Annotated in this window: 5 protein-coding genes; 3 read left to right on the top strand and 2 right to left on the bottom strand. The window is 69.6% G+C overall.

Features of this window, described 5'->3' with window-relative positions; translation table 11 throughout:
• The first annotated feature begins 64 nt into the window (after positions 1-64).
• The 3 genes from AC1DJH_RS01120 (at position 65) to AC1DJH_RS01130 (ending at position 9,182) form a co-directional block, all read left to right on the top strand.
• Positions 65-2,605: a TonB-dependent siderophore receptor gene (locus tag AC1DJH_RS01120; RefSeq protein ID WP_478184410.1), complete on the top strand. Its 2,541-nt coding sequence runs from the start codon at positions 65-67 to the stop codon at positions 2,603-2,605.
• A gap of 92 nt (positions 2,606-2,697) precedes the next feature.
• Positions 2,698-3,927 carry a SprT-like domain-containing protein gene (locus AC1DJH_RS01125; protein WP_478184411.1) on the top strand — a complete coding sequence of 410 codons (1,230 nt, stop codon included), beginning with the start codon at positions 2,698-2,700 and terminating at the stop codon, positions 3,925-3,927.
• Complete coding sequence (locus AC1DJH_RS01130) at positions 3,924-9,182, top strand: AAA domain-containing protein (protein ID WP_478184412.1); 5,259 nt, start codon at positions 3,924-3,926, stop codon at positions 9,180-9,182. The genes AC1DJH_RS01125 and AC1DJH_RS01130 overlap by 4 nt, the downstream gene beginning before the upstream one ends.
• On the opposite strand, the gene AC1DJH_RS01135 is transcribed toward AC1DJH_RS01130, so the two are convergent.
• The gene (locus tag AC1DJH_RS01135; RefSeq protein ID WP_472119227.1) at positions 9,157-9,513 is read right to left on the bottom strand and encodes a YgiW/YdeI family stress tolerance OB fold protein; all 357 of its coding nucleotides are present in this window, start codon (positions 9,511-9,513) and stop codon (positions 9,157-9,159) included. The two genes, AC1DJH_RS01130 and AC1DJH_RS01135, sit on opposite strands and share 26 nt — an antisense overlap.
• An 88-nt stretch (positions 9,514-9,601) precedes the next feature.
• A complete protein-coding gene (gene dnaE / locus AC1DJH_RS01140; protein ID WP_478184413.1) occupies positions 9,602-13,120 on the bottom strand; it encodes a DNA polymerase III subunit alpha in 3,519 nt (1,172 codons plus the stop codon).
• Positions 13,121-13,161 lie beyond the last annotated feature (41 nt).

Here is a 13,161-nt window from a genome sequence, read left to right on the forward strand (position 1 = left end):
GTTCCCTTTTGGCGGCGCCGGTTGGCAAGACAAGTACCAACCTCCTTTTTGCCCGAAAGCCGCCATGCCCGCGCCCTTGCCGAACCGCCCTTCTTCCCGCCCCTCCCGTCCACGCACCAACCGGCAGCTAGCGCGGGCGCTGCGTGGCGCCGCCGCCTTGCTGCCCGTGGTCGCCGCGGTGCAGGCCCTGCCCGCCATGGCACAGGCGCAGCCCCAGCCCGCCGCGTCGCGCGACTACGCCATTCCCGCCGGCCCGCTGGGCACTGTGCTGAGCCAGTTCGCGAGCCAGGCCGGCGTGCTGCTGTCGAGCGACGCGGCCATGACCGCCGGCCTGAACGGCTCCGGCGTGCGCGGCCGCTTCACGGTCGACGAAGGCTTTGCCATGGCGTTGGCCGGCACCGGGCTGCAGGCCGTGCGCGGCGCGGGCAACGTGTATGCGCTGCAGCGCGGCCAGACCTCCGAGACCTTGTCGGAAGTGCGCGTCACGGGCCAGCGCGCGGGCTCGCTCGCGCCGGTGACCGTCACCGCCAACGCGGAAGAAGAAAGCGGCAAGGGCCCGGGCAAGGGCTTCGTGGCGCAACGCAGCACCGGCGGCACCAAGACCGACACACCGCTGCTGGAAACCCCGCAGTCCGTCTCGGTGGTCACGCGCGACCAGATGGATTCGCAAGGCGCCACCACGCTGGTCGAGAGCCTGCGCTACACGCCCGGCATCGTCGCGCAGTACGGCAACACCGACCTGCGGCTGGACTGGCTCACGCTGCGCGGCTTCACGCCGCCGGCGCGCTACCTCGACAACCTGCGCCTGCCCTTCGGCGCGCGCGGCTACTCGCAGCCGCGCATCGAGCCCTGGGGGCTGGAGCGCGTGGAAGTGGTGAAGGGACCGTCCTCCGTTCTCTACGGCCAGTCGACGCCCGGCGGCCTGGTGAACATGGTGAGCAAGCGCCCGACGCTGGAAACCGTGCGCCAGGTCGAAGTGCAGCTCGGCAGCCACAACCGCCGGCAGACGGCCTTCGACTTCGGCGGCGCCATCGACGACGACGGCGTGTGGAGCTACCGCCTGGTCGGCCTGCACCGCGAAGCCAATACCGCCTACGACTACGTGTCGGAGAAGAAGAGCTACTTCGCGCCGTCGCTCACCTTCCGCCCTTCGGACGCCACCCGCATCACGCTGATGGCCCACTGGCAGACGCTCGATTCGCCCGGCGGCGGCGGCGCGCCCGCGCTGCCTTCGGCCGGCACGCTGGACACCAGCCGCTACGCCGCGCTGCCCACGCGCGCCTTCGTCGGCGAGCCCGGCTACGACCGCTTCAACAACCGCCAGCACTTCGTCGGCTACGAGGCCGAGCACAAGCTGAACGACACCTTCACGCTGCGCCAGAACCTGCGCTACGGCAAGGTCGACGCGTACACGCAGCGCGTGCAGGCCTTCTGCCTGGCCGCCTGCAACCCGTCGTCGCTGCTGCGCTATGCGTGGGCCTTTCCCGAGACCGCCAAGCTCATGACGGTCGACACCCAGGTGCAGGCCGACTTCACGACCGGCCCGGTGCGCCACACCGCCCTGGCGGGCGTGGACTATTCCGACGAGAAATCTTCGTTCGACGAAACCAACCTGCGCATCATCACCACGCCGTTCAACGCCTACCTGCCGGTGTACGGGCGCGACAGCGGCCAGGTGCCCTCGGTGGCCACGCACATCGAACAGCGGCGCCGCCAGAGCGGCTTCTACCTGCAGGACCAGATGCACTGGAACCGCTGGAGCCTGGTGCTCGCCGGGCGGCAGGACCGCGCCATCACGGACACCCGCACGCTCACCATGACGCCGCGCCGCCTGGCCACCGCCGACCAGCGCGACGGCAAGTTCACCGGCCGCGCGGCGCTGATGTACAGCTTCGACAACGGCGTGGTGCCGTACCTGAGCTACTCCACCTCGTTCCAGCCCGCGGCCGGCACCGACCGCCTGGGCAACGTGTTCCAGCCGACCACCGGCAAGCAGACCGAGGTGGGCGTGAAATACCAGCCCGCGGGCTCCAAGGCCCTGCTGACCGCGGCGGCGTACGAACTCACGCAGCAGAACGTGCTCACGCCCGACCCGCAGAGCCGCTCGTTCAGCGAGCAGACCGGCGAAGTGCGCGTGCGCGGGCTGGAGCTCGAGGCGCGCGGCCAGGTGCTCAAGGGGCTGGACGCCATCGCCTCCTATGCCTACACCGACAGCCGCGTGACGCGCGCCAACCCGAACGCGGCCGGCGTCAGCATCCAGGGCAACCGCTTCGCCTACGTGCCGCAGCGCCAGGCCGCCTTCTGGCTGGAGTACGCCTTCCAGAACGAAGCGCTGGCCGGCCTGACCGTGGGCGGCGGCGTGCGCCACACCAGCGCCACTTACGGCGACAACGCCAACCAGTTCCGCATTCCGGGCGTGACGCTGTTCGACGCGGCGGTGCGCTGGGACCTGGGCCGCGTGCGGCCCGCATGGAGGGGCGTGCGCCTGGCGCTGAACGTGGCCAACGTGGCCGACAAGACCTACGTGGCCACCTGCCTGTCGTCCACCGGCTGCTACTACGGCGAGCGCCGCAGCGTGTACGTGACGGCCGGCTACAGCTGGTAGGCGCAGGGCGCGGCAAGCACAAGGCGGGGAACGGACGGCGTGGGCCGCTCGTTTAGGATCGTCGGCAACTCACTGTTACCGGCGCTCCAGACATGGTCGACACCTCCGCATCCACACCCGCCGTCCGCCTCGAAGACCTGACCCCGCTGCCGTACCAGCAGGCCCTGGCCGCGCACCTGCAGGCGCAAGAGCCCGAGGTCTGGCGCTGGGCCGCCTCGGCCGAGGCACGCGAGGAACACGCTGCCTCGGTGCGCGCCGAACTGCTGCGCAACTCGTACCGGCTCGACGCGACGGCGCATCCCGAGCTGCACGCGCACGCCCGGCTCGCGGCGCAGCGCCTGGGCGTCACGGCAAGCATCACGCTCTACCAGGCGCGCGACGGCGCGATGAATGCCGCGATCCACTTCGTGCCGGGCGAGGCGCACATCGTGCTCTCGGGCCCGTTGTTGGAGCGCCTGCAGGGACCCGAACTGCAGGCCGTGCTGGGCCACGAACTCGCGCACTACCTGCTGTGGGCGCGCGACGGCGGCAAGTACCACGTGGTCGACCGATTGCTGCACGCCGCCTCGGCCGACCCGCGTGCCGATGCGAGCCACCTGCACGCCGCGCGGCGCTACGCCCTGTACACCGAGGCCTTCGCCGACCGCGGCGGCTGCGTGGCCTGCGGCGCGCTCGAGCCCGCGGTGAGCGCGCTCATCAAGATCGAGACCGGCCTCACGCAGGTCAACGTCGCAAGCTACCTGGCGCAGGCCGAGGAAATCTGCGCCGCCCCGGCCACACAGACACGCGGCACCAGCCACCCCGAGGTGTTCGTGCGCGCCCGCGCCATGCGCCTGTGGACCGAGCGCCAGCACGACGCCGAAGACTGGCTGGCCACCGCCCTCGAAGGCCCGCTCGACCTGGGCTCGCTCGACATGCTCGGCCAGCAGCGCGTGGGTGCGCTCACGCGCGGCGCGATCGCGCAGCTGCTGCAGCGTGCGTACCTGCAGTCGGAGCCGCTGCTCGCGCATGCGCGCCGCTTCTTTCCCGACTTCGCGCCGCCCGCGTCGGCCATGCCGCCGCCCGAGCCGGTGCCCGCCGGGCTGCACGACTACCTGGCCAGCGTGCTGGTCGACTTCGTCGCGGCCGACCCCGAACTCGACGACGTCACGCTCGCCGCCGCGCTCGGCCTGGCCGAAGCGCTGGGCTGCGCCGAGCCGCTCGAACAGCGCGTGGTGAAAGACCTGCGCTTTCCCAAGCGCAGCCTCACGCGCGTGAAGCGCGACGCCACCGCCCTGCTCGACAAGGCCTCCACCCAACACCAGCAGGCCGCCGCCGCATGACCACCGCCCCCGCTCCCCTCCTGCAGCTGCTGGACACCGCCGATGCCCACGGCGGCCTGCAGACCGACGACGTGCTCAAGCTCGTGCTGCCGCTGCTGCGCGAAGTCTCCGCGCTGCACGAGCAAGGCAAGGTCGCCGCGCTCGGCAACGTGTTCGCCTACCGCGTGACCGATGCGCCAGCGCTGGCACTTGCGCGCCCCGAGGGCGCGGACCCGCGCCGCAACGTCGAAGCCATCGCACCGCTGGAGCAGCCCGCCGCGTCGGTGCTGCGCGTGGTGGGCGAAGCGCGCGTCACCATCGACGCCGACGACGGCCTCTCGGTGGAGAACCTCGCGGTCATGGCCGATGCCGGGCCCGACGCCGTGCCCACGCGCCCTGCGTACCTGCCCGGCTACGCCGCGTGGGAGCTGCGCCTGGCGCACCACGACGCCCTCGGCGACATCCTGTGCCTGGGCCAGGTGCTGGCCAGCCTCTCTTGCGGGCTGGACTTCACCATCGGTGAAGAGCTGACGCGCTTCGCCGCGCACCGGGGCAACCTGTTCGAACTGAACCGCCGCCTGCACCCGGTGGTGGCCGCCGTGATCTTCGAGATGACCGCGCTCGACCGTCACGAGCGCGCGCGCGACCTGCCTTCGGTGATCCGCCGGCTCGAAACCTACCGCGACCAGCCGCTGGACCTGAACCTCGGGCTGGGGCTGGACCGCATCGCCCCCGCGAAGAACGGCGCCAGCCAGCGCCGCCAGGCCATCCAGCTGCACCTGCGCGACCGCCTGTTCGACCTGTCGCGGCGCAACCGCCTGCTGTACTTCAAGCCGACGCAGGCGCATGTGAACCTCACCATTGCCAGCGTGCCGCTGGTGGTCGACATGCACAGCATCCGTGTCGACCAGCTCTGCGTGTGGGACGGCCGCTTCGCCGCCGACATCGCCAGCTGCGACCCCGTGCCGCTGGCGCGCTGGCTGCGCTTCGAGGACCAGCCCTACCTGCCCGGCGCGCTCGACCGCATCCTCCAGGAGGCGCGGCGCGACCGCTCCGAATACGGCTTCTCGCAGATGTCGCTGGTCATCGCCTTCCTGCGCTGGCACAACCTGAAGGAAGGGGCTGCCGGCGGCGCCGAGCAGGCCGAGCGCATCGCCTCGCCGCTGCTGATGCTGCCGGTCGAACTCTCGCGCAAGAAAGGCGTGCGCGATCAGTACCTGCTCGAAGCCGCCACCAGCGAGGCGCAGGTGAACCCCACGCTGCGGCATCACCTGCGCCAGCTGTACGGCATCGTGCTGCCCGAGACGGTGGACCTGCGCGAGACCTCCATCGAGCAGTTCCACGCCCAGCTCTCGGCGCAGATTGCGCAGAGCGAGCCCGGCGTGCAGCTGCGGCTGGTGAAGCAGCCCGAAATCGCGGTGATCCACCAGCGCGCGCGCCAGCGGCTCGAACAGTTCAAGCGCCGCGCGCGCGTGCGCACACCGTCCGCGGTGCCGGTGGCAGCGCAGGACTTCAGCTACGCGCAGGACGACTTCCGTCCGCTCGGCCTGCAGCTCTTTCATGCGCGCGTGCGCCCGGTGCCCCTGCCGGTGCGCGACGCCGTCGGCGCCCGCCCGCAGCCGCGCGCCCCGCAGATGGCCGCCTCCGTGGCGGAAGAAACCGAACGCACCACGCTGCAGCTGCGCGAGAGCACCGGCAACCCGTACCAGTGGGACATCGACCTCACGGCCGTGACGCTGGGCAACTTCAACCACCGCAAGATGTCGCTGGTGCGCGACTATTCGGGCCTGGCCGAAAGCGACATCGCGAGCGAGGCCTTCGACCGCGTGTTTTCGCTGCAGCCGCGCCAGGTCGATGCCGAGGCGCCGCCCGCCCTGCCGCTGGCCGCGCAGTGGCCGGTGGTGCAAGGCGACGCCACGCAAACCGCCGCCGTCGCGCTGGCGCGCACCGGCACCAGCTACATCATTCAAGGCCCGCCGGGCACGGGCAAGTCGCAGACCATCACCAACCTGATTGCCGACTACGTGGGCCGCGGCCAGCGCGTGCTGTTCGTCTGCGAGAAGCGGGCCGCCATCGACGTGGTGTTCCACCGCCTGCGGCAGCAGGGCCTGGACGAGCTCTGCTGCATGATCCACGACTCGCAGGGCGACAAGAAGGCCTTCGTGCAGAACCTGCGCAAGACCTACGAGCAATGGCTGGAAGCGCCCGAGGCGCTCGCGCAGGAGTCGGCCGAGCGCACCAAGGTGCTCGACGCCATGGACCTCGACCTGCGCGCGCTGGAACGCTTCGACGCCGCCATGCGCGACGTGCCCGCGCACATCGCCGTGACGCTGCGCGAACTGGTGGCACGGCTCATCGCGCTGAAGGCCGACGACCCCGCGCTCACGCCGCTGCAGGCCGAAGCCCTGCCCGCTTTCTCGGCATGGCGCCGGCATGCGGAGCTGGTGTCGCGGCTGCACCTGGCCGTGACCGAAAGCCTGGGCGCGTCCAGCCTGGCGCAGCACGTGTTCGCGCAGCTGGCGCCCTCGCTGCTGAAGCAGGAGAAGCCGCTCGCGCGGCTGGTCGAACTCAGCGAGCGCGCCATCGCGCAGAGCGGCGCATGCCGCGATGCGCTCGTCGACGCGTGGCCGCCGCTGGCCGACGACCAGGCACTGTGGCGCGATGCACTGGCCGTGGTGGCCGACGCGCGCCGCGTGGCTGCGCTGGCCGCGCGCGGGCAGCTCACGCTGCTCGACGCCGCGCACCCGAGCAGCCTGGCGTGGACCACTGCCTTGGCCGAGCGCCGCAGCCTGCAGCAGGCCCTTGACGCCGCGCTGCAGCGCACCGGCCACTGGCGCGACAAGCTCTCGCCCGGCGACACCGAGGCCGGCCTCGCACAGGCGCGCGCGCAACAGGGCTCGCTGCTGCGCTGGCTGCAGCCGTCGTGGTGGCGGTTGTCCGGTGAACTGAAGCGCCGCTACAACTTCGCAGCGCATGCCGTGCGCCCGCAGCCCAGCCAGGTGCTCGAGGAACTGCTGGCCGAGCACGGCGCTCGCGCCGCGCTGCACAAGCAGCTTGCGCAGATCGAGTCCGGCTACGGCTGCACCGATCCCGAAGCCTTTGCGCAGCAGTTGCAGGCGCTGCGCAGCATCGACGACAGCACCAGCCTGCGCGCGGCGTTCCAGGTGCACCTGCGCACGGAAGCAGCAACCGGCGCCAGCCGCAGCGTCGAGAAACTCGCCGCGGCCGGCGCGCGCACCGACACCCTCGACGCCCTGTGGCGCGACCTGCTCCAGGACGCCGGCGCCCAGCCCTTGAACGCGCTCGAAGCGCTGGCCCGCACGCTGCGCGAGCAGGCCGATGCCCTGCCCGGCGTGATCGTGCCGCTGCAGGAACTGGCCGATGCCGACCCCGCCGTGGCCGCCGCGCTGCGCACACTGCCGCTGCCACCCGACGCCATCGAGTTCGCCGTGGCGCGCGAAGGCCTGGAGCGCGTGTACCGCACCGAGCGCTGGCTGCCGCGTTTCGACGGCGCCGCGCTCGCGCGCCATGCGCAGCGCCTGGGAGACGCCGAGCGCCAGCTGCTGGAGCGCAACGCGCGCACGCTGGCCGCCGCGGTGCGCCAGCGTTTCCGCGACCATGTGCAGAAAAGCGCCCTGCCCGCCAGCCAGCTGGACGCCGACGGCAAGCTCTTCAAGAAGAGCTACAACGCGGGCCGCCGCGAGCTGGAGCACGAGTTCGGCAAGACGATGCGCTACAAGGCCATCCGCGAGCTGGCCAGCGGCGACACCGGCCGCGTGGTGCGCGACATGAAGCCCATCTGGCTCATGAGCCCGCTGTCGGTGTCCGACACGCTGCCGCTCGCGGCCGACCTGTTCGACGTGGTCATCTTCGACGAGGCCAGCCAGATCCCGGTGGAAGAAGCCGTGCCCGCGCTGTACCGCGCGCCGCAGATCATCGTGGTGGGCGACGAAATGCAACTGCCGCCGACCAGCTTCTTCTCGTCCAGCCGCGACCCCGAGGACGACACCGTGTCGGTGCAGGACACGGACGCCGATGACGGGGATGACAGCGGCGAAGGCGACCGCATCGCGGTCGTGCTCGACGCCGACAGCCTGCTCAACCAAGGCGCGCGCAACCTGCCGGCCACGCTGCTGGCCTGGCACTACCGCAGCCGCTACGAGTCGCTCATCGGCTTCTCGAACGCGGCCTTCTACGCCGGCAACCTCTACACCATTCCGGACCGCAGCCTGCCCGCGCCGGAGCGCGGCGAAATCCTCGTGCAGTCGCGCAGCCCGTCGAACGAATCGGTGGCTGCGCACGTCGACGCCCTGCTGTCCCGCGCCATCAGCTTCCACCGCGTGACCGACGCGGTGTACGAGAACCGCATCAACGACGGCGAGGCGCGCCACATCGCGCAGCTGGTGCGCGAGCTGCTCCGGCGCGAAACCGGGCGCAGCCTGGGCATCGTGGCGTTCTCGGAGGCGCAGCAAGGCGAGATCGAGGACGAGCTCAACGCGTTGGGTGCGGTCGACACCGACTTTGCGGCCCGGCTCGAAGCCGAGTACGTGCGCGAGGAAGACGACCAGTTCTGCGGCCTGTTCATCAAGAACCTGGAGAACGTGCAGGGCGACGAACGCGACATCATCCTGCTGAGCATCTGCTACGGCCCCAACCCCGAGGGCCGCATGCTGATGAACTTCGGCCCCATCAACCAGCGCGGCGGAGAGAAGCGGCTCAACGTGATCTTCAGCCGCGCCAAGCACCACATGGCGGTGGTCTCGACCATTCGCCACGAGGCGATCACCAACGACCACAACGAGGGCGCGGCGGCGCTGAAGAACTTCCTGCGCTACGCAGAGTGCCTGTCGCGCGGCGACGCGGACACGGCACGGCGCGTGCTCGAAGGCATGAACCCGCTCACGCGCGGCGCCAGCCCGGTGGCGCGGCACGGGCGCGCGGACGATGTCACGGTGCAGCTCGCCGCGGCGCTGCGCGCACGCGGCCATGCGGTCGACGAACAGGTGGGGCAGTCACGCTTTCGCTGCGACCTGGCGGTGCGCGTGGAGGGCAGCACGCACTACGCGCTGGGCATCCTGGTGGACACCGCCACGCATTACGAGAACCGCAATGTGCTGGAGCGCTATGTGTCGCGACCCCGCATCCTCGATGCCTTCGGCTGGCAGGTGATGCAGGTGCTGGCCAAGGACTGGCTGCATGCGCCCGAGGCCGTGCTCGAGCAGATCGAGCAGGCCTTGGAGAAAGCCAGGGTCAGCGCACCACGCTCAGGCGCTTGACGTCGAGCTCGGCCTTGCCGACGAGGTCCTTGTCGAACTCGCCGGTGACTTCGACGCGCACCTTGTCGTCGATCTTCACGCCGGGCGGGAAATGCTTGGCGTCGATCTCCACCTTCATGCGGCCGGAGTCGTCGGCGAAGGTGTAGTGCTCACCACCGTCGTGCGAGACGATGAAGCCGCGCAGCGTGGCGTGCTGGTCGTCCTTGCCGGTGTCGAGCAATTGCTTCACGGTCATGGCCGGCACCGAGCTCGGGCCGACGTACTGGGCCGAGGCGGCGAAGGGCAGCGCCAGCGCCAAGGCCAGCGTGCATGCGAGGGTTGATTTTTTCATGGCGAGTTCCTCCTTGAACTTCGGGATTGCAAAGGCAGGAAGGATCGTAGCGAGCCCTCGAATGGGCCCACGTCGGCGAAGCCCTTGATCAGTCGTAGACGATCAGCGCCTTGCCTGCGTCCGCCTGCGCGGTCCAGCTGGCCAGCGCCGCGTCGGTCGGGAAGAACTTGGCGCGCTCGCCCAGCTGCAGCTCGACCTGTGCCCCGCCGCGCGCCATCGACAGGCGCACGGGCAGGCCCTGGATCAGGTCGCCCACTTCGGTCTGCTCCTTGCGCGGCGGAAAGTCCTTCAGCAGCCGCGCGATGTCGGGCGCCTTGCCGTTCACCGCCACGCGCAGGAACTTGCCGAAGCGGCAACGCGCCGTGGCCAGGTCCCACACCTGCTGCACCTGGAAGCGTGCCTCGAAGCCGCCGCGCGCAGGCTGCAGCTTGCCGCTGACGATGACCAGTTCGTCGTCCTTCAACGTGTTGCGGTTGGCATTGATGAGCGCCTCGTCGGCGGTGGCGTCGATGGACTCCGACTTGTCGTCGAGCTTGAAGATCGCCAGCCGGCCGCGCTGGCCGTTGATCACCCGGAAGTCGCTCACGATGCCTGCGATCACCTGCTGGTCGCGGCTGTCTAGCAGGTCGCCGATCTCGCGCTTGCAGAAGCGCCGCACCTCGTGCGAGACCTCGTCGAACAGGTGACCCGACAGGTAGAAGCCCACGGCCGTTTTTTCGAGCGTGAGCCGCTCCTTCACACCCCAGGGGGTGGCGTCGACCAGGTCGGGCTCGGCGTTGGCTGAGCCGTGTTCGGCGTCGCCGAAGATGTCGACCTGCGCCGCATTGGCCGCCGTGGCGCTGGCGAATTCGAAGGCGCGGTCGACCGAGGCGATCAGCGACGCGCGGTTCTGCTGGATGGCATCGAAGGCGCCCGCCTTGATGAGCGCCTCGACCGTGCGCTTGTTGATGCGCTGGCGGTCGATGCGCACGCAGAAGTCGAACAGGCTCTTGAACGGGCCGCCCTCCTCGCGCGCCCTCACCACGGCCTCGACCGCGAGCTGGCCCGAGCCCTTCACCGCGCCCAGGCCGTAGCGAATCACCTTGTCGGTGACCGGCTCGAAGCGGTAGTTGCCGCGGTTCACGTCCGGCGGCTCGAAGGTGATGCCGAAGTTCTTCTGGGCGTCTTCGAACAGCAGCTTGAGCTTGTCCGTGTCGTCCATTTCCACGGTCATGTTGGCGCAGAAGAATTCGGCCGTGTAGTGGACCTTGAGCCAGCCCGTGTGGTACGCCAGCAGCGAGTAGGCGGCGGCGTGCGACTTGTTGAAGCCGTAGCCCGCGAACTTCTCCATCAGGTCGAAGATTTCGTCGGCCTTGTCCTGCGGAATGCCGTGCGTGGAGAGCGCGCCCGCGCGGAATTTCTCGCGGTGCTCGGCCATCTCCTCGAGCTTCTTCTTGCCCATGGCGCGGCGCAGCAGGTCGGCGCCGCCGAGCGAGTAGCCGCCCAGGATCTGCGCGGTCTGCATCACCTGCTCCTGGTAGACCATGATCCCGTAGGTCTCCGACAGCATCTCGGCCACGGCCGGGTGCGGGTACTCCACGTCTTCGCGGCCGTGCTTGCGCGCCACGAAGCTGGGAATCAGGTCCATGGGGCCCGGGCGGTACAGGGCGTTCAGCGCGATCAGGTCTTCCAGGCGCGTGGGCCGCGCGTCTTTCAGCATGCCCTGCATGCCGCGCGATTCGAACTGGAACACCGCCTCGGTCTTGCCTTCGGAGAACAGCCGGTAGGTGGCCGCGTCCTTCAGCGGGATGTTCTCGAACGCGAAATTCTCCTGGCCCTTGTGGCGCGCGACGATGAAGTCCTTGGCGATCTCCAGGATGGTGAGCGTGGCCAGCCCCAAGAAGTCGAACTTCACCAGGCCGATGGCCTCGACGTCGTCCTTGTCGTACTGGCTCACGGCCGAGTCGCTGCCGGGCTGCTGGTACAGCGGGCAGAAGTCGGTGAGCTTGCCCGGCGCGATGAGCACGCCCCCGGCGTGCATGCCGATGTTGCGGGTCATGCCTTCGAGCTTTTGCGCCAGCTCGACCAGCATGCGCACTTCTTCTTCCTTCTCGATGCGCTGCGCGAGCTGCGGCTCCATCTCGATGGCGTAGTTGTTCTTGTCGCCCTCGATCTTTTTTTCGGGCGGGTACTGCAGCGTGACCGACATGCCCGGCTTGTTCGGAATCAGCTTGCTGATGCCGTCGCAGAACATGTAGCTCATGTCCAGCACGCGGCCCACGTCGCGGATGGCCGCGCGCGCGGCCATGGTGCCGAAGGTGGCGATCTGGCTGACGGCATTGCGGCCGTACTTGTCCTTCACGTAGTCGATCACGCGGTCGCGGTTGCCCTGGCAGAAGTCGATGTCGAAGTCGGGCATCGAGACGCGTTCGGGGTTCAGGAAACGTTCGAACAGCAGCTTGTATTCGAGCGGGTCCAGGTCGGTGATCTTCAGCGCGTAGGCCACCAGCGAGCCGGCGCCCGAGCCCCGGCCCGGGCCCACCGGGCAGCCGTTTTCCTTGGCCCACTTGATGAAGTCGCCCACGATCAGGAAGTAGCCCGGGAACCCCATGTTCAAAATGGTGTTGATCTCGAACTCGAGGCGTTCAACGTAGCGCGGACGTTCGGCGTCGCGCTTGGCTGCGTCGGGGTAGAGGTGCGCCAGCCGCACTTCGAGCCCCTCGAAAGACTCCTGGCGGAAGAAGTCGTCGATCGGCATGCGCACGCCGTCGGCGATGAAGGGCGTCGGAAAGTCGGGCAGCTGCGGCTTGCCGAGCACCAGCGTCAGGTTGCACCGCTTGGCAATTTCCACCGTGTTGGCCAGCGCGCTCGGCACGTCGGCGAACAGCGCCTGCATCTCGGCGCTCGACTTGAAGTACTGCTCGTCGGTGAAGCGGCGCACGCGGCGCGGGTTGCCGAGAATTTCGCCTTCGGAAATGCACACGCGCGCCTCGTGCGCCTCGTAGTCTTCGCGGGCCGCGAACTGCACCGGGTGCGTGGCGACCACCGGCAGCTTCAGGCGGGCGGCGAGCTTCACGGCGGCAATCACGTGCGGCTCGTCCTCGGGGCGGCCGGCGCGCTGCAGCTCGATGTAGAAGCGGTGCGGGAACATGCCGGCCAGCCGCAGGGCCAGTTCGGCCGCGCGCTCTTCCTGCCCCTGCAGCAGGGGCTGGCCGAGCGGGCCGGCTTGCGCACCCGACAGGGCGATCAAGCCGCCCGAGAGTTCCTCGATCCATTCGAGCTTGCAGGCCGCCTGCGACTGGCCGCGGCTCACGTTCTGCGTCCAGGCCCGCGCGAGCAGCTCGGACAGGTTCAGGTAGCCCTCGGTGCTCTGCACCAGCAGCACGATGCGGGTGAGCGCGCCGGGCTCCTTGCCCAGCCCGTCGACGAACACTTCGGCGCCGATGACGGGCTTGACGCCCTTGCTGCGGCCCTGCTTGTAGAACTTGATCGCCCCGAACAGGTTGTTCAGGTCCGTGATGGCCAGCGCGGGCTGGTGGTCCGAGGCGGCGGCCTTGATGGCTTCGTCGATGCGGTTGGTGCCGTCGACGACGGAAAATTCGGTGTGCAGGCGCAGGTGAACAAACATCGGTCCATTGTAGAAAGTAGAAAGCACTCCCTCCACCATGT

The sequence above is a fragment of the Variovorax sp. 10N412 genome, from assembly GCF_056394985.1.